The organism is Bradyrhizobium sp. DOA1 (assembly GCF_001593325.1).
GTDB lineage: Bacteria > Pseudomonadota > Alphaproteobacteria > Rhizobiales > Xanthobacteraceae > Bradyrhizobium.
Map to the genome: position 1 here is coordinate 4,356,173 of NZ_JXJM01000001.1, position 22,578 is coordinate 4,378,750.

The 22,578-nt window shown below is 65.2% G+C and carries 21 protein-coding genes and 1 pseudogene; 17 read left to right on the forward strand and 5 right to left on the reverse strand.

Features of this window, described 5'->3' with window-relative positions:
- A pseudogene (locus tag SE91_RS20520) lies at nt 1-385 on the reverse strand (DUF308 domain-containing protein); the annotation flags it as partial.
- 311 nt (nt 386-696) lie between these two features.
- Here SE91_RS20520 and SE91_RS20525 point away from each other — a divergent pair.
- Together SE91_RS20525 and SE91_RS20530 are read left to right on the forward strand one after the other, a co-directional pair.
- A complete protein-coding gene (locus tag SE91_RS20525) occupies nt 697-2,346 on the forward strand; it encodes a glycosyltransferase family 39 protein (RefSeq protein WP_061848875.1) in 1,650 nt (549 codons plus the stop codon).
- A 182-nt stretch (nt 2,347-2,528) separates the two neighbouring features.
- The gene (locus tag SE91_RS20530) at nt 2,529-3,308 is read left to right on the forward strand and encodes a class II aldolase/adducin family protein (RefSeq protein WP_061848876.1); all 780 of its coding nucleotides are present in this window, start codon (nt 2,529-2,531) and stop codon (nt 3,306-3,308) included.
- Nucleotides 3,309-3,625: 317 nt separating this feature from the next.
- Here the strand turns inward: SE91_RS20530 and SE91_RS20540 are convergent, their stop codons facing one another.
- The 3 genes from SE91_RS20540 to SE91_RS20550 all read right to left on the reverse strand — a co-directional run bounded on the left by SE91_RS20540 (nt 3,626) and on the right by SE91_RS20550 (nt 8,110).
- Nucleotides 3,626-5,020, reverse strand: coding sequence for a M20/M25/M40 family metallo-hydrolase (locus SE91_RS20540; protein WP_061848878.1), 1,395 nt, complete (start codon nt 5,018-5,020; stop codon nt 3,626-3,628).
- A gap of 24 nt (nt 5,021-5,044) precedes the next feature.
- Complete coding sequence (locus SE91_RS20545; RefSeq protein ID WP_060735552.1) at nt 5,045-6,373, reverse strand: glycosyltransferase family 87 protein; 1,329 nt, start codon at nt 6,371-6,373, stop codon at nt 5,045-5,047.
- Between the two features lie 114 nt (nt 6,374-6,487).
- A complete protein-coding gene (locus SE91_RS20550) occupies nt 6,488-8,110 on the reverse strand; it encodes a helicase HerA-like domain-containing protein (protein WP_060735551.1) in 1,623 nt (540 codons plus the stop codon).
- Between the two features lie 338 nt (nt 8,111-8,448).
- Here SE91_RS20550 and SE91_RS20555 point away from each other — a divergent pair, with 338 nt between their 5' ends.
- From SE91_RS20555 to SE91_RS20600, 10 genes are all read left to right on the forward strand, one after another.
- Nucleotides 8,449-8,814 carry a hypothetical protein gene (locus SE91_RS20555; protein ID WP_008553501.1) on the forward strand — a complete coding sequence of 122 codons (366 nt, stop codon included), beginning with the start codon at nt 8,449-8,451 and terminating at the stop codon, nt 8,812-8,814.
- Between the two features lie 25 nt (nt 8,815-8,839).
- On the forward strand, nt 8,840-9,247 hold the full coding sequence (locus SE91_RS20560; protein ID WP_008553500.1) for a DUF4332 domain-containing protein: 408 nt from the start codon (nt 8,840-8,842) through the stop codon (nt 9,245-9,247).
- Between the two features lie 223 nt (nt 9,248-9,470).
- Entirely contained in the window at nt 9,471-10,331 is an 861-nt protein-coding gene (folP, locus tag SE91_RS20565; protein WP_061848879.1) for a dihydropteroate synthase, read from the forward strand.
- Nucleotides 10,328-10,696 (forward strand): dihydroneopterin aldolase, encoded by a 369-nt coding sequence (folB, locus tag SE91_RS20570; protein WP_008553485.1) that lies wholly within the window; start codon nt 10,328-10,330, stop codon nt 10,694-10,696. The genes folP and folB overlap by 4 nt, the downstream gene beginning before the upstream one ends.
- Nucleotides 10,696-11,187 (forward strand): 2-amino-4-hydroxy-6-hydroxymethyldihydropteridine diphosphokinase, encoded by a 492-nt coding sequence (folK, locus tag SE91_RS20575; RefSeq protein ID WP_061848880.1) that lies wholly within the window; start codon nt 10,696-10,698, stop codon nt 11,185-11,187. The genes folB and folK overlap by 1 nt, the downstream gene beginning before the upstream one ends.
- Nucleotides 11,188-11,268: 81 nt before the next feature.
- Nucleotides 11,269-13,140, forward strand: coding sequence for a methylmalonyl-CoA mutase family protein (locus SE91_RS20580; protein ID WP_061848881.1), 1,872 nt, complete (start codon nt 11,269-11,271; stop codon nt 13,138-13,140).
- A complete protein-coding gene (locus SE91_RS20585) occupies nt 13,137-13,601 on the forward strand; it encodes a GFA family protein (RefSeq protein ID WP_008553479.1) in 465 nt (154 codons plus the stop codon). Before SE91_RS20580 ends, SE91_RS20585 begins: the two co-directional genes overlap by 4 nt.
- A gap of 29 nt (nt 13,602-13,630) precedes the next feature.
- A complete protein-coding gene (locus SE91_RS20590) occupies nt 13,631-14,062 on the forward strand; it encodes a hypothetical protein (RefSeq protein WP_061848882.1) in 432 nt (143 codons plus the stop codon).
- On the forward strand, nt 14,059-16,215 hold the full coding sequence (gene scpA, locus SE91_RS20595; RefSeq protein ID WP_061848883.1) for a methylmalonyl-CoA mutase: 2,157 nt from the start codon (nt 14,059-14,061) through the stop codon (nt 16,213-16,215). The genes SE91_RS20590 and scpA overlap by 4 nt, the downstream gene beginning before the upstream one ends.
- A gap of 39 nt (nt 16,216-16,254) precedes the next feature.
- The gene (locus SE91_RS20600; protein ID WP_061848884.1) at nt 16,255-17,043 is read left to right on the forward strand and encodes a DUF3298 and DUF4163 domain-containing protein; all 789 of its coding nucleotides are present in this window, start codon (nt 16,255-16,257) and stop codon (nt 17,041-17,043) included.
- 7 nt (nt 17,044-17,050) lie between these two features.
- On the opposite strand, the gene SE91_RS20605 is transcribed toward SE91_RS20600, so the two are convergent.
- Nucleotides 17,051-17,530, reverse strand: coding sequence for an SRPBCC family protein (locus SE91_RS20605; RefSeq protein WP_061848885.1), 480 nt, complete (start codon nt 17,528-17,530; stop codon nt 17,051-17,053).
- Nucleotides 17,531-17,748: 218 nt separating this feature from the next.
- Here SE91_RS20605 and SE91_RS20610 point away from each other — a divergent pair, with 218 nt between their 5' ends.
- The 5 genes from SE91_RS20610 to SE91_RS20630 all read left to right on the forward strand — a co-directional run bounded on the left by SE91_RS20610 (nt 17,749) and on the right by SE91_RS20630 (nt 22,568).
- Entirely contained in the window at nt 17,749-18,741 is a 993-nt protein-coding gene (locus tag SE91_RS20610; protein WP_061848886.1) for a tripartite tricarboxylate transporter substrate binding protein, read from the forward strand.
- Nucleotides 18,742-18,816: 75 nt separating this feature from the next.
- A complete protein-coding gene (locus tag SE91_RS20615) occupies nt 18,817-19,308 on the forward strand; it encodes a tripartite tricarboxylate transporter TctB family protein (RefSeq protein ID WP_060735547.1) in 492 nt (163 codons plus the stop codon).
- 3 nt (nt 19,309-19,311) lie between these two features.
- A complete protein-coding gene (locus tag SE91_RS20620; RefSeq protein WP_061848887.1) occupies nt 19,312-20,823 on the forward strand; it encodes a tripartite tricarboxylate transporter permease in 1,512 nt (503 codons plus the stop codon).
- Nucleotides 20,824-20,874: 51 nt separating this feature from the next.
- Entirely contained in the window at nt 20,875-21,864 is a 990-nt protein-coding gene (gene meaB, locus SE91_RS20625; RefSeq protein WP_061848888.1) for a methylmalonyl Co-A mutase-associated GTPase MeaB, read from the forward strand.
- Nucleotides 21,861-22,568 carry a pyroglutamyl-peptidase I gene (locus tag SE91_RS20630; protein ID WP_061848889.1) on the forward strand — a complete coding sequence of 236 codons (708 nt, stop codon included), beginning with the start codon at nt 21,861-21,863 and terminating at the stop codon, nt 22,566-22,568. Before meaB ends, SE91_RS20630 begins: the two co-directional genes overlap by 4 nt.
- Nucleotides 22,569-22,578 lie beyond the last annotated feature (10 nt).

Below are 22,578 nucleotides of genomic sequence, written 5' to 3' on the forward strand. Positions count from 1 at the left end.
TTGGTGCTTCCGGAGTCTCGACGCGCGGACGCTCGCGCGCCGCGGCTTCGCTCTGCCACGGCGGCGGACCTGCTGCAGGAGGCGGCGGCGCCGGTTCGATCTTGGCAGGCGCCGGCTCGGGCGCACCGGGCATCGCAAGACCCGGCAGCACAGGCCTGACACGAACCTCAGACGGCGAACCGGCAGCCAGCCGGCGCGCGATGCCCTTCAGCTCGAGCAACAGGACATGCAGGCCGACCAGTAACAGTCCGGTGCAGACGCCGAGGGTTCCAGAGATTATGAGGGTGCTGCCGAGACTGAATTCCCTGACGGTGTAGCCAAACAGGATCGCAAGGAGGCCCGCCAAAACGGCGAAAATCCCCGCGATCAACAATGCCAAGGTCATCGAACTCACCCCCGGCCGCGCACCCACACGCGACACTCGTCACGCCACGATACCGTCATACGGTGTTCCACGCCAACGACCAATTGGGGGCGCTGTTCCTAAAGAGAAGGAAATCAGGGACTTATTCACATTCCCTTCAGCTACAGCTCACTACAGCTACAACTCTCCAAGTTTCTGAATTTGCTGCGTTGCATCAGGAATTTAGCCATAATGCCCAATTACTTGGTAATGGAACTGCGCTATAGGGAATCCGGGGAGCAGGCCCGCGCGCACCAGTCGGGCCAAGAGGGGATTCCGGGGCGCCAATAGCCATGACATCCATCACGACTTCGGCGATCGACACGCCTCTGCGGCGCTCGGTCGAGCGGACTTGCGACGATCTCGCCATGGTGGTGCTCGCCGCGGTCGCGGTCATCGCAGGCCTGACCTTCCGCGACTATGGCCTCGGCTGGGATGATTACACCCACGCCGAATATGCCGATCTGTTGCTGCGTATGTTCGGTTCCGGCTTCAAGGACACCGCGGCGCTCTCCTTTGCGAACCTCTACATGTATGGCGGCGGCTTCGACATGGTCGCCGCGCTCCTGCACAAGGTCATTCCGCTCGAGCTGTTCGAGACGCGACGACTGGTCGGCGCGATCGTCGGCGTGATCGGGCTCGCGGTGACGTGGCGGCTCGGCCGCCGCGTTGGCGGCCCCCTTGCCGGTCTTGCCTCGCTCCTGCTGCTCGCGCTGTGCCCGATCTTCTACGGCCACATGTTCATGAACCCGAAGGATGCGCCCTTCGCGGTGGCGATGATCGTCCTGATGCTCGGCCTCGTCCGGCTCGCCGAGGAATATCCGCAGCCCTCGCCGCGCACGATCCTGATCGTCGGCTTGGGCGCAGGCCTGTCGCTCGGCTGCCGCGTTCTCGGCGGGCTCGCGCTGGTCTACGCCATGGTCGGCTTCATCCCGCTGTTCCTGGAGGAGCTGCGCAACGAGGGCGCGCGCGAGTCGGTCCGCCGCTTCGCCCATGTCGTCTACGTGCTGCTGCCCGGCCTCGTGGTCGGCTATCTCGTGATGGGGCTGATCTGGCCGTGGTCGATCATGGAGCCCGGCAATCCCTTCGAGGCGCTGACCTACTTCTCGCATTTCTTCGAGAAGCCCTGGAAGGAGATGTTCGACGGCGCGATCGTGTCCGTGCCTGATATGCCCTGGTCCTATCTGCCGACGCTGTTCGCGCTCCAGCTGCCCGAGGTGATGCTGGTGCTGATGGCCGGCGCCATTGTCGGCACCTTCGCACTGCTGCCGCGCCGCGAGGTTCCCGCGCGCCGCAAGACCATCCTGCTGATGCTGACGCTTGCCGCGACCCTGCCGCTCGCAATCGCGATGGTGAAGCGGCCGGCGCTGTACAACGGCATCCGCCATTTCGTCTTCGTGATCCCGCCGATGGCGGTGCTCGGCGGCGTCGCCTTTGCCTGGACCATGGAGCGCCTGCGCGCCAATCACCGCACCTGGCAGCCGGTCGTGCTCGCGACCTTCTGCTTCGGCCTCGCGCTCTCGCTGGCCGAGATGATCCGGCTGCACCCCTATCAGTACACCCACTTCAACCACATCGCTGGCACCGTGCGCGGCGCCGACGACCGCTTCATGCTGGACTATTGGGGCCTGGCGCTGAAGCAGGCCTCCGACGAATTGCGCGAGCAGCTCGTCGAGCGCCAGGAGGTGCCGCCTGCGAACCGCAAATGGAAGGTCGCGGTGTGCGGTCCGCAGCGCCCGGCGCAGGTCGCGCTCGGCCCCGACTTCACCATCGGCTGGGATTCCAACGCGGCCGATTTCGCGATGACGCTCGGCGAGTTCTACTGCAAGGGCCTCACCGCGCCCGTGATGGTCGAGATCAAGCGCGACGACGTGGTGTTCGCCCGCGTCTACGACATCCGCGGCCGCGGCATTTCCAGCCTGCTGTCGATCCCGGCGCCGTAATATCCTTCTCCCGTAGCCTGGATGGAGCGAAGCGCAATCCGCGACCGCTGCTGAGGCGCCCCGCATTGCGCGTTGCTCCATGCGAGCTACGCCGAACTGCCGCGCGCTTTGCCCGCCTTGCCGCCGCACCAGACCGGGACTAGGCTCCCTCCCCGCAACAACGATGTTCGGAGAGATCAGCCATGTCGCCAGCGGAAGCTCGCCTGAAGGAAGTGCCGTCGAACATGACGGAGGCGGAGTGGCAGCAACGGGTCAATCTCGCCGCCTGCTATCGCCTCGTCGCGCTGTACGGCTGGGACGATTTGGTCGACACCCATATCTCCGCACGTGTCCCCGGCCCCGACCATCACTTCCTCATCAATCCCTATGGGCTGATGTTCGACGAGATCACGGCCTCCAGCCTCGTCAAGGTCGATTTGCACGGCAACCAGCTCACTGAGAGCGAATACAGCATCAACCCGGCCGGCTTCACCATCCATTCGGCGATCCACGAGGTGCGCGAGGACGCGATCTGCGTGCTGCATCTCCACACCCTCGACGGCACCGCGGTATCAAGCAGCGCGGAAGGGCTGCTCCCGCTCAACCAGACCGCCCAGCTCGTCACCCACGATCTCGCCTATCACGACTATGAGGGCATCGCGCTGGACCACGACGAACGGCCGCGGCTCCAGAAGGACCTCGGCGACCATAACCACATGCTCCTGCGCAACCACGGCACCCTGACCGTCGGCCGCTCAGTCGCCTCCGCCTTCGAGCGCATGTATCACCTGGAGCGCGCCTGCTCGATGCAGGTGCGCACGCGCGCGCTGGGCACGCCGGTCTATCCGGTCGAGGAGATCGCGATCGAGAAGAACACCGAGCTGCTCGCCAATCGCGACCGCGCCGAGCTGCGCGCCACCACGCTGGTGTGGCCGCCGCTGCTGCGCAAGCTCGACCGCGAGCTACCGGGCTACAGGACTTGAGATTTTCGGGATTTGGTGTAGGGTAACGCCCAACGAACCTCTACGCCTTTTGGAATGAAACGCCGCCCAATCCCGGGCGGCGTTTTTGTTGCGCGGGCTCATCCGTCATTGCGAGGAGCTCTTGCGACGAAGCAATCCAGCTGGTTCCGCGGATGGATTCTGATTGCTTCGCTGCGCGCGCAATGACGGGGATGGAATCTTCGTAAGCCCAAGGTCTCGTAGGGTGGGCGAAGGCGCTCAGCGCCGTGCCCACCATCTTGCGGCTTGCGCGGGAAATGGTGGGCACGCTGCGCTTTGCCCACGCTACGGCACCGTGCCTACTTCACCTCCGCCAACGCGGCGAGGATTCTCGCCCAGGAGCGAATGCCCTTCTGGAAGCTGCGTAGGTCGTATTTCTCGTTCGGCGAGTGGATGTTGTCGTCGTCCAGTCCAAAACCGACCAGCAGCGAGTCGAGGCCGAGCGTGCGCTTGAAATCGGAGACGATCGGGATCGAAGCGCCCGAGCCCATCAGCACGGTCTCCTTGCCCCATTCCTCCGTCAGCGCCTTGCTGGCGGCGGCAAGCGGCTTCATGTTCCAGTCGAGCGCGATCGCGGACCCGGCCGAGTGGTCGCCGAACTCGACCTTGCAATCTGCCGGAATGCGCGCGGACACATAGTCGCGGAAGGCCTTGCGGATCTTTTGGGGATCCTGGCCCTGCACGAGGCGGAAGGAGACCTTCGCCGAGGCATGCGACGGGATCACGGTCTTGGAGCCTTCGCCGATATAGCCGCCCCAGATGCCGTTGACGTCGCAGGTCGGACGCGTCGAGGCCTGCTCGACCAGCAGCCTGCCCTTCTCGCCAGCCGGGAGCGACAGCCCGACCGGCTTGAGGAACGTCTCGGGCGTGAAGGCGAGCTTCTTCCACTGCTCCAGGACGTCGGGCGGCGTATCCTTCACGCCGTCATAGAAGCCGGGAATGGTGATCCGGTTGTCGTCGTCGAACAGGCCGCCCAGAATCTTCGTCAGCAGGCGGATCGGATTCATCGCCGTGCCGCCGAACACGCCGGAATGCAGATCGCGATTGGCGGCGGTGATCTTCAGCTCCTCATAGAGCAGGCCGCGCAGCGAGGTGGTGATCGCCGGCGTGTCGCGATCCCACATGCCGGTGTCGCAGACCAGCACGTAGTCCGCCTTGAACTCGTCCTTGTTGGCCTCGATGAACGGCACGAAATTCTTCGAGCCGACCTCCTCCTCGCCTTCGATCAGGAAGGTGACGTCGATCGGCAGCGAGCCCGTCACCTTCTTCCAGGCGCGGCAGGCCTCGACGAAGGTCATGACCTGGCCCTTGTCGTCCTCGGCGCCGCGCGCGACGATGATCTTGCGGCCATCGGCATGATCCGTGACGACAGGCTCGAACGGCGGACGGTGCCAGAGATCGAGCGGATCGACCGGCTGCACGTCGTAATGGCCGTAGAACAGCACATGCGGCCGTCCGCCTGCAGCGGTCTTGCCGACCACGGCGGGGTGGCCGGCGGTCGGCCTCACCTCGGCGGCGACACCGAGGCTTGCAATGTCCCTGGCGAGATGCTCGGCCGCCGCCTTGCAATCGGCGGCGAAGGCCGGATCGGCCGAGATCGACTTGATCCGCAGCAACGAGAACAGGCGCTCGAGGCTATTGTCGAAATCCTTGTCGATGTGGTCGAGCACGGATTGAAGCTGCGCATTGGCCATGGTCGAATTCCCGATTGTGAGGTCTCAAGACGTCTGCGCTTTTAGCGCCGCCGCCGGCTCGGAGCTAGCCGCAACCGGCGGATGCCGGATGTGCCATGCGAGGCTGGCTGCGAGGATGGCAGTGGCCATGAGGTTATTGCCCCAGGCCTGGATGACATTGGGAAACCACGGCAGCGACAACAGCATGAGGATGCCGGCCGCGGCCAAAGCGAGCCAGGTTCCCAGCCGCACATGCGCCCGCGCGTCGAAGGCTGCCCGGTGCGTCAGCACCGCGATCGGAAAGAACAGCCAAATGAAATAGTATTGCCGCGCCAGAGGCGAGGCGATCGTCATCAGGCAGAACAGGATGCCGAGTTCCTCGGCATCGGAACGCGCCGTTCGTCGCGATTGCCGCGGCATAATCGCGACGAAGCCGAGCCCGATCATCGCCGACAGAGCCAGCACGATCCAGTTCGCCGTCCTGTAGTCGACATCGATGACGTTCATCGTACGCGGCGGCTTGTTGGGATCTTCCTGATTGTAATTGATCGGCCGGACCAGGCGATGCGTGACGGCAATGAGAGACTGGTTGACCCACGACCAATTCTGCTCGTCACGCTGGCCGAAGCCTTTTTCCGAGCTCGAGCCGACCATGGCCTGGTACCAGGTCGCAAGCTCGGCCGCGTTGCGCTCGAAGCCGCGGATCGGCGCCGGCACGACGTAGAGCAGGATGCCGGTGAAGGCGACCGTCGCGAGGGCGGCCGCCCATTTCCGCCGCCAGACCAGATAAGGCAGCACCGCGATCGGAAACACCTTGATGGCCGTGGCGAGCGCGAACATGAAGCCAGCGAGCCACGGCCGCTGCTGCCGCAAGCTCCAGAAGCCGAAGAGCATCATCGCCAGCAGAACGAGGTTCGGCTGGCCGAGGTCGAACATGTCGAACACGAAGGTCACGGTGACGAAGGCAGGCAGCGCCTCCAGCCAGGGACCGGGCTTGTGGTCCGATCCGGCCAGGACCTGGGAGAACGTCCCGGTGTACCACCACGCCACGGCATTCAGGATCGACAGGACGACATAGAGCGGGATCTTGCCGAACCAGCTCGGGATCGCCAGCAGGATCGCGGACAGCGGCGGATAGATGAAGTCGAAATGCGCCTCGGCGCTGCCCGGATAAAGCGGCTGCCCCTGCAAGACCTGTTGCCCGGCCCAGTACCACAGCCCGTAATCCTTGGTCTTGCCGTGGCCGAAGATCTCGGGGACGAGCACGTCGGCGGTGAGGAGGACGCAGCAGAACAGGAAGAGCAGGTCCAGCGGCGCGCGCAGCGACAGGCGTCTCGGCGCATCGGGCTTGGCAAACGGGGCGGTGGAGGTCACGGGTGCGGTCCAGTCGGCGACGGACTAGCACGTAGCAGACGGAGGGGCGCTTGGAGAGCCCCTCACCGGAATTTGTGGGCGCTCCCCCTCCCGCGTCATGGCCGGCTGGATTGCCTATCGCCGCAGCAACCCGCCGAGCGCGCCGCGCACCAGGGTGCGGCCGATCGAGCCGCCGAGCTGGCCGCCGAGCGACTTGCCGATATTGGCGGCCATCCCCCCGATCACCTGGTTGGTCACCGATCGCGTCACGTCGCGCGCAATGACCTGGCCGGTCGACAGACGTCCCCGCTTGACATTGGTGCCGAAGATCGTGCCGACGACCGAGCCGATCTGGCCGAGAATGCCGCCACCGTTTCCATCCGCCGGACCGTCGGCCGTCACCGCCGTGCCGGCGATGCGCTTCTGAAGCATCTCGTAGGCGGACTCGGAATCGACGGCGGTGTCGTATTTGCCCTTGACCGGGCTCGCGGCCATGATCGCCTTGCGCTCCTCCGGCGTGATCGATCCGATCCGTGCCGATGGCGGCCGGATCATCACGCGCTCGACCATCGACGGCGTGCCGTTGCCTTCGAGGAAAGAGACCAGCGCCTCGCCCTTGCCGAGCTCCGTGATCACCTTGGTGGTGTCGAGCTTCGGATTGGGCCGGAAAGTCTGGGCCGCGGCAGCCACGGCCTTCTGGTCGCGCGGCGTGAAGGCGCGCAGCGCATGCTGTACGCGGTTGCCCAACTGCCCGAGCACGCGATCGGGCACGTCGATCGGGTTCTGCGTCACGAAGTAGACGCCGACGCCCTTGGAGCGGATCAGGCGGACCACTTGCTCGATCTTGTCCATCAGCGCCTTGGGCGCGTCGTTGAACAACAGGTGCGCCTCGTCGAAGAAGAACACGAGCTTGGGCTTGGGCAGGTCGCCCGCCTCGGGTAATTCCTCGAACAGCTCCGACAGCATCCACAACAGGAATGTCGCGTAAAGCCGCGGGCTCTGAAGCAGCTTGTCGGCGACGAGGATGTTGACCATGCCGCGGCCGTCGCGGTCGGTCTTCATGAAATCCTGCAACGTCAGCGCCGGTTCGCCGAAGAAGCTGGTACCGCCCTGGTTTTCCAGCACCAGAAGCTGGCGCTGGATGGTGCCGACGGTCGCCTTGGTGACGTTGCCGAAGCCCTGGGCGGCCTTGCGGATGGCGGCGAACTGATCTTCCTCCGCGTCCGCTCCCTTCTTCGCAGTGTTGGGCACGATGGCATCGAGCAGCGCGCGCAGGTCCTTCATGTCGATCAAGGTGAGACCGTTGTCGTCGGCGACACGGAAGGCGACGTTGAGCACGCCTTCCTGCACCTCGTTCAGATCGAGCATGCGCGCGAGCAGAAGCGGCCCCATCTCGGTGACGGTCGCCCGCACCGGGTGGCCCTGCTCGCCGAACACGTCCCAGAACACCGTCGAGAACTGGTCCGGCTGGAAATTCAGGCCCATCTCGGTGGCGCGCTTGACGATGAAATCCTTGGGCTCGCCGACCTCGGAGATGCCGGAGAGGTCGCCCTTGATGTCGGCTGCGAAGACCGGAACGCCCGCGCGTGCAAATCCTTCCGCCATCACCTGCAGCGTCACCGTCTTGCCGGTTCCGGTTGCACCCGTGACGAGGCCATGGCGATTGGCGAGCGCCAGCGTCAGCCAGGCCTGCTCGTCTCCCTTGCCGACGAAGATCTTGTCGTCGGTGTCACCGAGCTTGCTGTCCTGTGCGGTCATTGTTCTCTCTGATCTCTCTGTGGTATTTCGCGTATCGAGACTCGAACGCACCAGTTCCGTAGTTTAACGCATGTCGCGCGCCGATTAAAACCATTCAACGTGTCTGCCGCGTGCGACATTGTCGGAAACTTCAGCCGAAAGTCGGAACGACGTGCTCGCAACGCGGCAATTTATCGCCGTTTCCATCTCTGCTCTTGCGCCGCTGCAACACTTTCTAGGCGTTCGAGGATGAATCGCGACCACCCATGCGTTCATCGCTTGTATTTCACATCGCACCGGCTCAAGATCATTTTCGAAAACAATATTCCGGCATGTGAACCGGCTGAGGGGCAGGCCATATGGACGAGCTGATCGGAAGGCTGGCGGCGAACGCCAGCATAGATAGTGCTGTCGCGGAAAAGACTGTCGGCATTATCCTGGGCTTCCTCCGCAGCGAGGGTCCTCCCGACAGCGTGCAGGCTCTGATCGACCATATCCCAGGTGCGGAAGCCGCGATCGAGGCGTCCAGGAGCGGCGGCGGACTGTCGCGGCTGATGGGCGGCGGCCTGATGGCCGTCGGCACGCGCCTGATGGGCCTTGGGCTCGGCATGTCGGAGATTCAAAACATCGCCCGTGAACTTTTCCGCTTCGGCCGAGACAAAATCGGAGCGGATCAGATGGGCAAGATCATTGCGGGGACGCCGGGCCTCAGCCAATTCGCCTGAAGCCACGCATTTCATATCGAGTATCATGACATATCCGATCTCCGAGATTGAGGGCCTGTCGACCTTTGCCGCCAACAAATTGAAGGCGCAGGGAATCCGCACCACCGACGCGTTGCTCGAGGCGGCTTCGACCGTGAAGGGCCGCAAGGCGCTGTCCGCCAAGACCGGCATCAGCGAGCAGCAGCTCCTGGAATGGGCCAACGTCTCCGACTACATGCGCATCCCCGGCATGGGCCGGGCCAAGGTCAACCTCGTTCGCGCTGCCGGCGTCACCACCGTGCGCGAGCTCGCCTATCGGAATCCGGCAAGGCTCGCCCAGAGCATGCGGGACGCCAACGAGAAGAAGAAGCTCCTCCGCATCCTGCCTTCCGAGAAGTCGGTCAGCGACATCATCGCCAAGGCGAAGAAGCTTCAGCCGAAGATCACGTATTGATACGAGCTCCGTCATCCTGAGGTGCGAGGCATGGGACGCAAAGCGTCCCATGGGAAGCCTCGAAGGATGCACGGCCACGCTGCATCCGCATGGAGAGGGCCGGGCCGTCGCCCTTCGAGGCTCGCCGAAGAGGCGAGCGCCTCAGGGTGACGGCGATAGAGCAGCGCGTGTTGCCGCCAATCCCTCCTTGACTCCCCCTCCCCGACCGCGCAAAGCCACGCGCATGAATGCCTCGCCCTCCCCATCCGTCCCACCGGCCGGCTCGGCCGGGGCTGACGTGCTGCGGACGCTGTTGGAACGGCCTGTTCCGGCGGTGATGGGCGTCCTCAATGTCACTCCGGACTCTTTCTCCGACGGAGGCCGGTTCATCGCGCCCGAGCGGGCGCTCGCGCGGGCCCGGGCGATGGTCGCTGATGGCGTCGACATCATCGATATCGGCGCCGAGTCCACCCGCCCCTACACGGGCGCCCAGCCGGTCACAGCGGCTGACGAACTCGCCCGGCTGAAGCCGGTGCTGGCAGGCGTCGTGGCCCTCAGCGTGCCCGTCTCGATCGACAGCATGAAGGCGGAAGTGGCAGCGTTCGCGCTCGACCAGGGCGTGGCTGTCGTCAACGACGTCTGGGGCCTGCAACGCGACGCCGCCATGGCGCCGCTGGTGGCGGCACGAGGTGTTCCGGTCATCGTCATGCACAACCGCGACACTGCCGATCCCAGCATCGACATCGTCACTGACATGAAGACTTTCTTCCTGCGCTCGCTGGATATCGCCGCCAAGGCCGGCATCGCGCGCGAGAAGATCGTGCTCGATCCCGGCATCGGCTTCGGCAAGACGGCGGAGCAGAGCATGATCGCGCTGGCGCGGCTGCGCGAGCTCGACATGTTCGGCCTGCCGATCCTGGTCGGCGCCTCGCGCAAGCGCTTCATCGCCTCGGTGTCGCCGTCGGAGCCGAAAGAGCGGCTCGCCGGCTCGCTCGCGGCGCATCTGATCGCCGCGCAGCGCGGCGCCAGGATCATCCGGACCCATGACGTCGCCGAGACCTTGCAGGCCCTGCGGGTCGCGCATGCAATCGAGAGCAAGCAATGACTGATACGATCTTCGTGACCGGCCTGTCGATCCATGCCCGCCACGGCGTGATGGATCACGAAACCGAGGTCGGCCAGCGTTTCGTCATCGACCTCGAACTCTATACCGACCTGTCCGAGCCGTCGCGCAGCGACCGGCTCGCCGACACTGTGTCCTACGCCGAGGTGGTGGCGACCACGACGGCAGCATTCAAGAACACCAATTACAAGCTGCTGGAGCGCGCCGCCGGCGCGGTCGCCGACGCCATCCTGTCGCACTTCCCGCGCATCCGTGCCGTGAAGATCACCGTGCACAAACCGCATGCGCCGATCGCCGCGATCTTCGACGATGTCGGCATCATGCTGACACGCTCGCGGCATCCCTGATGGCGAGCGTCCTGATCGCTCTCGGCGGCAATGTCGGCGATGTCCGCGCGACATTCAGAAAAGCGATCGCGCATATCTGCGGCAGGGCGCAAGCCGCGCTGATCGCGCGCTCGTCGGACTACACGACGCCGCCCTGGGGCGACGAGGACCAGGCGCCCTTCATCAATGCCTGCATCGAAATCGAGACCGACCTCGATCCGCACGCGCTGCTGTTCGTGCTTCAGAAGGTCGAGCAGAAGTTCGGCCGCACGCGGGAGAAGGCGCGACGCTGGGGTCCGCGCACCCTCGATCTCGACATGATCGCCTATGACGATGTGTCCTTGCAGAAGCCCGATCTGACGCTGCCGCATCCGCGCCTGTTCGAACGCGCCTTCGTGCTGGTACCGCTGGCCGAAATCGCGGCCGAGCGCGTGATAGCAGGCATTCGTGTGCGTGACGGGCTCGCCAGCGTCTCGACGCAAGGCATTGAGCGGCTTCCGGATACCGGTTAACCAAAAACAACCGTTTGCAGGGACGGTCCGCCGTGGCAATTTCGCCTGCGAATAACGATACGCTTGGGAGCCCCTCGCCGCATGACCTCCGTGACTGACGACCTGCCGCTGGCGGCGGATTTCCCCAAAGCGACCGTCGAAGAGTGGCGCAAGCTGGTCGACGGCGTGCTAAAGGGCGCGCCGTTCGAGAAGCTGGTCGGCAAGACCTATGACGGATTGAAGATCGAACCGCTCTATCCGCGCGCCAAGGGCGTTGCGCCGGTGGTAGGGCGGCCACAAGCCGCACCGTGGCAGATCATCCAGCGGGTCGACCATCCCGATGCGGCCGCCGCGAATGCGCAGGCGCTGACCGATCTCGAGAACGGCGCGACTGGGCTGGCACTGGTGTTCGCCGGCGGCAGCGGCGCGCATGGCTTCGGCCTGGAACCTTCCGCCGACGCGGTCGCAAAGGTCTTAAAGGACATCCATCTCGATGCTGGCATCGGTCTCGAGCTCGAGATCGGTCCGCAATCGCGGATGGCCGCGATCCATGTCGCGGAATATGTGAAGAGCGCGGGCCTTGATCCCGCCGCCTGCGACATCCGCTTCGGCCTCGATCCGCTGGCGGCTCTCGCGGCATGGGGTCACAGCCCCTACAGCTGGGAGGAAATCGTTCCCGCCGTGAGCGGCGCCATCAAGGGTCTCGCCGGGCTCGGCTTCAGGGGCCCGTTCGTGTCCGCCGACGGCCGCGTGATTCACGATGCCGGCGGCTCCGAGGTGCAGGAGCTCGCGTTCGTGCTCGCCTGCGGCGTCGCTTACTTGCGCGCGATCGAAGACGCCGGCATTCCGCTGGAAGCGGCGCAAGGCATGGTCTATGCGCGGCTTTCCGCCGATGCCGACCAGTTCCTGACCATGGCGAAATTCCGCGCGTTGCGGCTATTGTGGGCGCGCATCGAGACGGCCTGCGGCCTGACGCCGAAACCGCTGTTCATCGCCGCTGACACCGCCTGGCGTATGCTGACGCAGCGCGATCCTTACGTGAACATGCTGCGTGCGACGGTTGCGACCTTCGCGGCGGGGCTGGCCGGCGCCAACGCCATCACGGTGCTGCCGCACACGCTCGCGCTCGGATTGCCTGATCCCTTCGCGCGCCGCGTTGCGCGCAACACACAGCTTCTGCTGCTGGAGGAAAGCAACCTCGCCAAGGTCAGCGATCCCGCGGCCGGCGCCGGCGGCATCGAGACGCTGACGGCGCAGCTTTGCGACGGCGCCTGGGCCCTCTTCCAGGAGAGCGAGAAAGCCGGCGGCGCCTTTGCCACGCTTCAGCGGGGCGTGTTCCAGAGCAAGGTGGCGGCGGCGCGAAAGGCGCGCGAGGCCAACATCGCCAAACGCCGCGACGTGCTGACCGGCGCCAGCGAGTTTCCGAACCTGCAAGAGAACGAAGCCACCGTGCTGAGGGCAACGCCGGTCGCGCTCCCGCCCTACGGCGAGCAGAAATACAAGTTCGATCCGCTGCCGCCGATCCGGCTGGCGGAACCGTTCGAGGCGCTGCGCGACAAGTCGGAAACCGCGTTGAAGACACGCGGCGCGCGGCCGAAGGTGTTCCTGGCCAATCTCGGCACGCCTGCCGATTTCACCGCGCGTGCGACCTTTGCAAAAAGCTTCTTCGAGGCCGGCGGTATCGAGGCCGTCGACAGCGAGGGCTTTGCCGATCTGGCCAAGCTCGCCGCGGCCTTCAAGGCCTCCGGCGCCGAGCTCGCCTGCCTTTGTTCCAGCGACAAGGTCTATGCGGAACACGCTGAAGCCGCGGCCAAGGCCCTGCAACCGGCCGGCGGCCGGCATATCTATCTGGCAGGCCGCCCGGCCGAGGCTGAGGCGGCACTCCGTGCGGCCGGCGTCACGGGCTTCATCTTCGCCGGAGGCGATGCTCTTGCAACATTGCAGGACGCCTACCATCGGATGGAGCAGCCATGACCGACACCAACAAACCCGTCCTCACCGGCGGCTGCCAATGCGGCGCCGTGCGCTTTGGCGTCAAGACGGCACCGACCAGGGTCTCGATCTGCCATTGCCGGATGTGCCAGAAGGCGTCCGGCGCACCGTTCGCCTCTTTTGCCGATATCACCAAGACGGACCTCACCTGGACCAAGGGACGACCGTCGTTCTTCCGCTCCTCCTCGATCGCCGAGCGCGGCTTTTGCGCCGCCTGCGGCACGCCGCTGAGCTTCGGCCGCATCGACGGCGACCGGATCGAGATCATGACCGGCACCTTCGACCGGCCCGACCACATCGTGCCGACGCGGCAGTTCGGCACGGAGTCTCGCCTCGGCTGGGTGGTCGGCATCTCCAATCTGCCGAGCCAGACCACGCAGCAGAACTACGGACCGGAGAAGATGGCGACCATCGTCAGCCATCAGCATCCGGATCATGATTGAGGCGATATGCAGGTAAACTTGCGAACGTTATGACCGTTCAATTTAGGGACACCATGCGCGCGACAGAGACTTACGGAATGATGGGCTTAGGCGCGACGGCGACTATAGTCGCCGCGCTGACTGGAACGATTTTCGGCGTGATCGTGAGCTTTCCATTTTCGCTGATCGCTATCATCATCTTTCCGATCCTGCTGATCGGCTTCGTGCTGGCGGCGGTGCTGGCCACACCTGTCACGCTGGGGCTTTTCCTCTTGATTTATCCGGTCCTGCGGGGCCGGCCAATGCTGGCTACGGTGGCATTTCCGTTGGTTGGCTTGATCGGCGGTGGCCTCATCATATGCGCCTGGATTGCGCTGGGCGTATTGCCCAATACCCAGCATTCCCTGCAGCTTTATTCTGCTATCGGCATGATATCTGGACTGGTCGCCGGAGCGTTCTTCGGTCGAGGATTGCACGCATGAGCCGTATACCGAATTTTGCAGACGTCGCCTTCGGGAGAGCAACCACCGCAGCGCCGGCCGGCACCGCCGAGCCGTGGCTGACGCCCGAGGGTATTCTGGTGAAGCCCGGTTATGGCGAGGCGGATCTGGCCGGGCTCGATTTCCTCGAGACCTATCCGGGCATCGCGCCTTACCTGCGCGGCCCCTATCCGACCATGTATGTCAACCAGCCCTGGACCGTCAGGCAATATGCCGGCTTCTCCACGGCGGAGGATTCCAACGCGTTTTATCGCCGCAATCTGGCGGCGGGACAAAAGGGCCTGTCGGTCGCCTTCGATCTTGCCACCCACCGCGGCTATGACTCAGATCATCCGCGTGTCGGCGGCGATGTCGGCATGGCCGGAGTCGCCATCGATTCCATCTACGACATGCGCACGCTGTTCGCAGGGATTCCGCTCGACCAGATGAGCGTCTCCATGACCATGAACGGCGCGGTGCTGCCGATCCTCGCGCTGTATGTCGCCGCCGCGGGCGAACAAGGCGTGCCGCCGGAAAAACTCTCGGGCACCATTCAGAACGACATTCTGAAAGAGTTCATGGTGCGCAACACCTATATCTATCCGCCGGCGCCCTCGATGCGGATCATCTCGGATATCTTTGCCTACACCTCGCAAAAGATGCCGAAATACAATTCGATCTCGATCTCCGGCTACCACATGCAGGAAGCCGGCGCGACGCAGGACCTCGAGCTCGCCTATACGCTTGCCGACGGCGTCGAATACTTACGCGCCGGCCTTGCCGCCGGCCTCGACGTCGATCGCTTCGCGCCGCGCCTGTCGTTCTTCTGGGCGATCGGGATGAACTTCTTCATGGAAGTCGCCAAGCTGCGCGCCGCGCGCCTGCTCTGGGCCAAACTGCTCAAGCCATTCAATCCCAAAGACCCGCGCTCGCTGTCGCTGCGCACGCATAGCCAGACCTCGGGCTGGTCGCTGACCGCGCAGGACGTCTTCAACAACGTGATGCGTACCACAGTGGAGGCGATGGCGGCGACGCAAGGCCACACCCAGTCGCTGCACACCAACGCGCTCGACGAAGCCTTAGCGCTGCCGACGGACTTCTCGGCCCGCATCGCCCGCAACACCCAGCTGTTCCTGCAGCAGGAGAGCGGTACCACCCGCATCATCGATCCCTGGGGCGGCTCCTATTACGTCGAGCGTCTCACGCGCGATCTCGCCGCAAAGGCATGGGGCCACATCCAGGAGGTCGAGGAGCTCGGCGGCATGGCCAAAGCCATCGAGGCCGGCGTGCCGAAGCTGCGCATCGAGGAAGCCTCGGCCAAGACCCAAGCGCGCATCGATGCCGGCAAGCAGGCAGTGATCGGCGTCAACAAGTACAAGCCAACCGACGAGGACAGGATCGAGATCCTGAAGGTCGACAACAGCAATGTCCGGCGCCTGCAGATCGACAAGCTGACGCGGCTGAAATCCGAGCGCAACCAGAAGGACGTCGAGGCCGCGCTCGCCGCGATCACGCGCTCGGCCGGCGAAGGCAACGGCAATCTGCTCGCGCTCGCCATCGACGCCGCGCGTGCCAAGGCGACCGTCGGCGAGATCTCGGAGGCGATGGAGAAGGTGTTCGGCCGGCACCGCGCCGAGATCAAATCCATCACCGGCGTCTACAAGCGGGAGGCGTCCAGCATGGGCAACCAGGTCGAGAAGGTTCAGGCGCTGATCGACGCCTTCGAGGAGGCGGAAGGTCGCCGCCCCCGCATTCTGGTCGCCAAGATCGGCCAGGACGGCCACGACCGCGGCCAGAAGGTGATTGCCTCGGCGTTTGCCGATATCGGCTTCGACGTCGACATCGGGCCGCTGTTCGCGACCGCCGACGAGGCGGCGCGGCAGGCGGTCGAGAACGACGTCCACATCCTCGGCGTCTCCTCGCTCGCGGCCGCCCATCTCACCGCCGTGCCGGAGCTGAAGGCCGCGCTGAAGAAGCAGGGCCGCGACGACATCATGATCATCGTCGGCGGCGTGGTGCCGCCGCAGGATTACGACGCGCTCTATGCCGCCGGCGCGGAGGCTATCTTCCCGCCGGGCACGGTGATCGCGGACGCCGCTGAGGAGCTAATCCGCAAGCTGAATGCGCGGCTCGGGCATAGCGAGGCGGCGGAGTAGCTTCGCCGTCGGCATCCCGACAAGAAGGATTATTGCGTGATGTTGTTCGCGCCAACGTTCATCCGCGCCCTGGCTGCGGCCGCAATTTTCTGCACGCTGTCCGCCCCCGTACTCGGCGCCGACCCCAAGCCCGACGCTGTCGTCAAGTCGAAGAGCATCGAGGCGCGCGTCTTTCTCGACGACAAGATCAAAGCCGACACGCGCCTCGCAGCGGATTGCCTCGCCGAAGGCAAAGAGTGGCTCGACAAGAATGCGACGGAAGCTGCCGCGTCGCGCAAAGCCGACCCGCAATTCTTCAGGGACGGCGGTTGGGATTTCGAGCGCAAATACGAGATCCGCTCCATTGTTGCCGACCGCTACGTCAGCATCCTCTGCAACGATTACATGAACACCCGTGGCGCCCACCCCAATTCGGACGTGAACACGATCCTGTGGGACAAGGCTAACAATAAGCGCATCTCGATCCGCCCGTTCTTCACTGAGACGGCCGACAACGCCCCGACCATGAATGCGATGCTGAAGGCCGTGATTGCCTCGCTCAGGATCGAAAAGACGAAGCGCGGCGCCGGCGAGACTGCGACCGACGAATGGTTCAAGGAGCTGAGGCCGAGCCTGCTCAAGATCGGCGCAGTGACGCTCGCGCCCTCGACCGAAGCCGGCAAGAGCTCCGGCCTCACCTTCCACTATCCGCCCTATGCGGTCGGCCCCTACGCAGAGGGCGAATATGTCGCCTTCGTGCCGTGGGCGACGCTGAAGCCCTACCTGACTGCGGAGGGCACGCGCATCTTCGGTGGCGCGCGGCCGAAGGGTGACGCCGAGAAGCCGTGAACGATCGCTACCGGGTCCGATCCAGCGTCCGCGCCAGTGAATCCGCCCAGTCGGGAATCCATGAGTCAAACAGCGCTCGCCAGCGATCGGCATCCGCGGGTTCGGTCTCGAGGTCGACGAACCATTCGATGAGGGTGCGGTCTCCTTCCGTGATCGGCCGCAGGTGCATGGTGCCTTGGTAGCGCGTCGGCGCCGGCGCCTGGCTTTCGCCTGGGCTCCCATCTGCTTGCGGATATGGCAGCGGTTCGAGACCGGCATAGGTCAAGATGTGCTGCCGGTCGGAGTGATCGACCAGGCGCTGGCGGATCCAGTTTCCGAGATAGCAGAAGCGCCTGATGGCGCCGACTTCGTCGCCGCGCTTGTCGTCTTCGATCAGGCTCTCACTCACCCCATCGATATAGGCGGGGTAGTTGTTGAAATCGCGGATCAGCGACCAGACGTCGTCCAGCGGGTGGTTCAGCACGGCGCTGTAGTAGGCTTGGGTCATCGGAGGTGTGCCTTTGGCTTTCTTTGCGCGCTAAGGTTGGCGATTGGCGCGGGCAAAACCCACCCGATTTCCGACTGCCTCTTCGATGGGCTTCCAGCTTTCGCACAAGTTGGCGCACTGGTTGGTAGCGCTACCTTGCAGCGGCACCGCAAAGCCGACTACAATGCCGCCATTGACAAGAGCGCCCGACGTCACGGGCGCCGCTGGGAGGCCATTCAATGTCCAAGATTTCGCGCCGCACCTTTGCGGCCTCATCCGCCGCCGTCGCGGCATCCGCCGCATTCGGCTTCAAGCCCGCACACGCACAAGCCTATCCGGCGCGGCCGGTCACGGTGATCGTACCCTGGGGCGCGGGCGGCGGTACCGACGCGACCGCGCGCATCGTCGCGGCGCTGCTGGAAAAGGATCTCGGCCAGCCCTTCAACGTCGTCAACCGGACCGGCGGCTCCGGCGTCGTCGGCCACAGTGCGATCGCGACCGCGCAGCCCGACGGCTACACCATCGGCATGCTCACGGTCGAAATCTCGATGATGCATTGGCAGGGTCTGACCGATCTGACGCCGAAGAGCTACACGCCGCTGGCGCTGATGAACGAGGATCCGCCCGGCATCCAGGTCTCCTCCTCATCGCCCTACAAGACGGTCAAGGAGCTCGCCGAGGCGATCAAGGCCGCGCCTCCCGGCAAGTTCAAGGCCTCCGGCACAGGCCAGGGCGGCATCTGGCATCTGGCGCTGGTCGGCTGGATGCAGGCGATGGGCCTGCCCGCCAACCAGGTCGCCTGGGTGCCCTCGAACGGCGCAGCACCGGCGATGCAGGATCTCGCCGCGGGCGGCCTCGACCTCACCACCTGCTCGGTGCCGGAGGCGCGCGCTATCATCGAGGCGGGCAAGGCCAGGAGCCTCGCCATCATGGCGCCCGCGCGCAACCCGATCTTCAAGGACGTTCCGACGCTGAAGGAGGCCATGGGCATCGACTACGCGACGGGCGCCTGGCGCGGCATTGCCGGACCGAAGAACCTGCCGCCGGAGATCGCCACGAAACTCACCGCGGCCCTGAAGAAGGTCTACGATTCCGCCGAGTTCAAGGACTTCATGAGCAATCGCGGCTTCGGCACCGTCTGGGGCGATGCCGCCCATTTCGCCGGCTTCATGGACAAGGGCGACGCCCAGATGGGCGAGGCGATGAAGGCGGCGGGCCTGAGCAAGGCGTGATCTGCGCCTGCGATGCTCTGATTGCCTCTCCCCGCCTGCGGGGAGAGGGAGTGCACTTCTGACAGGACTTCCCCGATGCGTCTTCCCGACTCCGTCACGGGATCGTTTCTCGTTGTGCTCGGCGCGGCCGCCGCCTATGGCGGCTGGATCTTGCCGCCGGTGCCGGGGCAGCCGGTCGGCCCCAACGTGTTTCCGCTGGTGATCGGCTGCGGCCTTGCGCTATGCGGCCTCGCGATCGTGTTCGGCGTCGGGCGTTCGTTCGAGGAGGAGGAAGAGCTGGTCCCGTTCGAGAACGGCCAGGCCGCCGCGCCGCCCCCGCAAAGCAAGCTCTACGGCCTGCGCGCGCTGCTGCCGCCGGCACTGCTGCTGTTCTACGTTTTTGCGGCGGACCGGCTCGGCTTCATCATCACCGCGGCGATCATGGTCTACGTCACTTCCACCGCGCTGGGGGCGAAGTGGAAGCTGGCGCTGCCGCTCGCGGCGCTCTCGCCCTTCGCCATCCACCTCATCTTCGGCAAGCTGCTGCGCGTGCCGCTGCCGGTCGGCCTGCTGCCGACGCCCTGGTGATTCATGCTCAAAACCCTGATTGATGCGTTCGCGCTGATCTCCACCTGGGAGGTCATCATCTCGATGTTCGCGGCTTCCGTGTACGGGCTGGTGATCGGCTCGCTGCCAGGCCTGTCAGCGACGATGGCAACCGCCCTGCTCGTCCCTGTCACCTTCTACCTGTCCCCGATCGCGGCGATCGCGACCATCGTCGCGGCGTCGTCGATGGCGATCTTCTCCGGCGACATTCCCGGCGCGCTGCTGCGCATTCCCGGCACGCCCGCGTCCGCCGCCTATGCCGACGAAGCCTATGCCATGACGCGTAAGGGCCAGGCCGAGCTGGCGCTCGGCGCCGGCGTGTGGTTCTCGGCGGTCGGCGGCATCGCCGGCGTATTGTCGCTGATGATCCTGGCGCCCCCGCTCGCCGAGATCGCGCTGTCGTTTTCGACCTTCGAATATTTCTGGCTGGCGCTGCTCGGCCTGATGTGCGCCACGCTGGTGGCGCGCTCCTCGCCGGTGAAGGCGATCGCGGGCATGTTCATCGGCCTGCTGGTCGCCTGCATCGGCATCGAGAATCCCGGCGGCGTCCCGCGCTTCACCTTCGGGATCACCGATCTGTTCGGCGGCATCGAGCCGATCCCGGCGCTGGTCGGCGTGTTCGCGGTGGCGCAAGTGATGCGCGCGATGCTGACGCCCGAACCCCCGCCGCTGCCGCGGCGCAAATTCGGAAGCATCATGGCCGGCCAGTGGAGGCTGACCAAGCTGTATCACTGGCAAATGACGCGCGGGAACATCGTCGGCATCATCATCGGCGTGCTGCCGGGCGCCGGCGCCGACATGGCGGCGTGGGTCTCCTATGCGATGTCGAAGCGCTTCTCCAAGGAGCCGGAGAAGTTCGGCACCGGCCATGTCGAGGGCCTCGTCGAGGCCGGCGCCAGCAACAATGCGAGCATCGCCTCCGGCTGGGTGCCTTCGCTGCTGTTCGGCATCCCCGGCGACACCATCGCCGCGATCGCGATCGGCGTGCTCTACATGAAGGGGCTCAATCCCGGCCCGACGCTGTTCACCGAGAAGGCGTCGAGCATGTACGCCATCTATCTGATGTTCATCATCGCGAACATCATGATGATCCCGCTCGGCATCGCCATGATCCGGGTCGCCGCCTACATCCTCCTGGCGCCGCGCTCGGCCATCATGCCGATCATCATGCTGTGCTGCGCGGTCGGCTCGTTCGCAATCGGCAACAACATGTTCGGCGTCGTCACCGTCGCCGCCTTTGGCGTGATCGGCTATGTCATGGAGGCGAACGGCTATCCCGTGGCGGCCATGGTGCTCGGCATCGTCATGGGCACGATGGTCGAGCAGGCTTTCGTCACGTCACTGATCAAGTCGGACGGAAGCATCCTGCCGTTCTTCGAGCGCCCTGTCGCGGCCATCCTCGCCGCGATGGCGATCGGCGCCCTGCTGTGGCCGGTGATGGTGTGGGTGTGGCGCAAGGTGAAGCCGCCTCAGACGGCGGGGGCCACGAGCCGGTGACATCGGGCGGGCCGGCCTCGCCTGCCCGGCCGCAGCGTTGTAAAGCAGGGCATGATTGAGAAAAAGGCCTCGCTGGACATCAAATCCCTCGCCCGCGACCTCCGCACCGGCAGCCGCGCGGCGCTGGCGCGGGCCATCACGCTGGTGGAGAGCCGGCGCGGCGACCACCAGGCGCTGGCGCGCGAGCTGGTGCAGATGCTGCTGCCGGACGCCGGCAAGGCGTTCCGCGTCGGCATCACCGGCTCGCCCGGCGTCGGCAAGTCCACCACGATCGATGCGCTTGGCACGTACCTGATCGAGCAGCGCCACAAGGTCGCCGTGCTCGCGGTGGACCCGTCCTCGGCACGCAGCGGCGGATCGATCCTCGGCGACAAGACGCGGATGGCGCGCCTCGCGGCCTCGGACCATGCCTTCATCCGCCCCTCGCCGTCATCGGGCACGCTCGGCGGTGTCGCGGCCAAGACCCGCGAGGCGATGCTGCTCTGCGAAGCCGCCGGCTTCGACGTCGTGCTGGTCGAGACCGTCGGTATCGGCCAGTCCGAGACCGCGGTCTGCGACATGACCGACTTCTTTCTCGCCCTGATGCTGCCGGGCGGCGGCGACGAGCTGCAGGGCATCAAGAAGGGCCTGGTCGAGCTCGCCGACATGATCGCGATCAACAAGGCCGACGGCGACAATCTCAAGCGGGCCAAGATCACCGCGGCCGACTATCGCGGCGCGCTGCATATTCTCAGCCCCCGATCCGAGCATTGGCATCCGCCGGTCGAGACCTATTCGGCACTCGCCGGCGATGGCATCGCAAAAATCTGGCAGAAGGTCCTGGATCACCGCAAGGCCATGAATGCGTCCGGCGATTTCGCCGCGCGGCGACGCGATCAGCAGGTGAAGTGGATGTGGTCGATGCTGGAACAGCGCATGCTGGCGCGGCTGCGCAGCGAGGCGTCGGTGCGGACGAAAGTCCGGAAGATTGAGGCTGAAGTTGCCGACGGCCATCTCACGCCGGCCCTCGCCGCCGAGCAGATCCTGGAGTTGCTGCAATGAGCGGAAAGCTCCGCATTCTCCTCACCGGCTTCGGACCGTTCCCCGGCGCGCCCTATAACCCGACCCAGCCGCTGGTGGCACGGCTGACGCAGTTGCGCCGTCCGGCGCTCGACGATGTCGAGCTGTCGAGCCACATCTTCCCCGTGACCTATGCCGCGGTCGACCGGCAATTGCCCGAGGTGCTCGCGAAGGTGAAGCCGCATGCGCTGCTGATGTTCGGCCTCGCCGCGCGCACGCCCTACCTGCGGATCGAAACCCGCGCGCGCAACGCCGTCACCATGCTCTGGCCCGATGCCGCCAACACCCGCTCGAGCAAGCGCGGCATCGCCGGCCAGGCGGACGCGATGATGTTCGGCCCGCACACGGCAAGACTGCTGCGCGCCGCGCGACTGACCGGCATCGATGCCCGCGCCTCGCGCGATGCTGGCGCCTATCTCTGTAACTATCTGAGCTGGCGGGCGATCGAGAATGTGAGAGCCGACGGGCCGCAGCTTGCGGCGTTCATCCACATTCCCCTGCTTGCCCGAAGCGGCGCCGTGCGACGCAAGGGCGCACCGCGCATGACGCTGGAGGAGCTGGTGGATGCGGGCGAGGCGATGTTGATGGAGATGGTGCAGTTGGCACGGAAGCAGCCGAACAAGCCGGCATCGAAAATGGTGGGCACGCTTCGCTTTGCCCACCCTACGGCACCGTCTGTGCGGTAAACATTTAACC

What these genes read in the sequence shown, in the direction of transcription:
- SE91_RS20525 (WP_061848875.1), top strand. Translation starts at nt 697, where the DNA reads ATGACATCCATCACGACTTCGGCGATCGACACGCCTCTGCGGCGCTCG.
- SE91_RS20530 (WP_061848876.1), top strand. Translation starts at nt 2,529, where the DNA reads ATGTCGCCAGCGGAAGCTCGCCTGAAGGAAGTGCCGTCGAACATGACG.
- SE91_RS20540 (WP_061848878.1), bottom strand. Translation starts at nt 5,020, where the DNA reads ATGGCCAATGCGCAGCTTCAATCCGTGCTCGACCACATCGACAAGGAT.
- SE91_RS20550 (WP_060735551.1), bottom strand. Translation starts at nt 8,110, where the DNA reads ATGACCGCACAGGACAGCAAGCTCGGTGACACCGACGACAAGATCTTC.
- SE91_RS20555 (WP_008553501.1), top strand. Translation starts at nt 8,449, where the DNA reads ATGGACGAGCTGATCGGAAGGCTGGCGGCGAACGCCAGCATAGATAGT.
- SE91_RS20560 (WP_008553500.1), top strand. Translation starts at nt 8,840, where the DNA reads ATGACATATCCGATCTCCGAGATTGAGGGCCTGTCGACCTTTGCCGCC.
- folP (WP_061848879.1), top strand. Translation starts at nt 9,471, where the DNA reads ATGAATGCCTCGCCCTCCCCATCCGTCCCACCGGCCGGCTCGGCCGGG.
- folB (WP_008553485.1), top strand. Translation starts at nt 10,328, where the DNA reads ATGACTGATACGATCTTCGTGACCGGCCTGTCGATCCATGCCCGCCAC.
- folK (WP_061848880.1), top strand. Translation starts at nt 10,696, where the DNA reads ATGGCGAGCGTCCTGATCGCTCTCGGCGGCAATGTCGGCGATGTCCGC.
- SE91_RS20580 (WP_061848881.1), top strand. Translation starts at nt 11,269, where the DNA reads ATGACCTCCGTGACTGACGACCTGCCGCTGGCGGCGGATTTCCCCAAA.
- SE91_RS20585 (WP_008553479.1), top strand. Translation starts at nt 13,137, where the DNA reads ATGACCGACACCAACAAACCCGTCCTCACCGGCGGCTGCCAATGCGGC.
- SE91_RS20590 (WP_061848882.1), top strand. Translation starts at nt 13,631, where the DNA reads ATGACCGTTCAATTTAGGGACACCATGCGCGCGACAGAGACTTACGGA.
- scpA (WP_061848883.1), top strand. Translation starts at nt 14,059, where the DNA reads ATGAGCCGTATACCGAATTTTGCAGACGTCGCCTTCGGGAGAGCAACC.
- SE91_RS20600 (WP_061848884.1), top strand. Translation starts at nt 16,255, where the DNA reads ATGTTGTTCGCGCCAACGTTCATCCGCGCCCTGGCTGCGGCCGCAATT.
- SE91_RS20605 (WP_061848885.1), bottom strand. Translation starts at nt 17,530, where the DNA reads ATGACCCAAGCCTACTACAGCGCCGTGCTGAACCACCCGCTGGACGAC.
- SE91_RS20610 (WP_061848886.1), top strand. Translation starts at nt 17,749, where the DNA reads ATGTCCAAGATTTCGCGCCGCACCTTTGCGGCCTCATCCGCCGCCGTC.
- SE91_RS20615 (WP_060735547.1), top strand. Translation starts at nt 18,817, where the DNA reads ATGCGTCTTCCCGACTCCGTCACGGGATCGTTTCTCGTTGTGCTCGGC.
- SE91_RS20620 (WP_061848887.1), top strand. Translation starts at nt 19,312, where the DNA reads ATGCTCAAAACCCTGATTGATGCGTTCGCGCTGATCTCCACCTGGGAG.
- meaB (WP_061848888.1), top strand. Translation starts at nt 20,875, where the DNA reads ATGATTGAGAAAAAGGCCTCGCTGGACATCAAATCCCTCGCCCGCGAC.
- SE91_RS20630 (WP_061848889.1), top strand. Translation starts at nt 21,861, where the DNA reads ATGAGCGGAAAGCTCCGCATTCTCCTCACCGGCTTCGGACCGTTCCCC.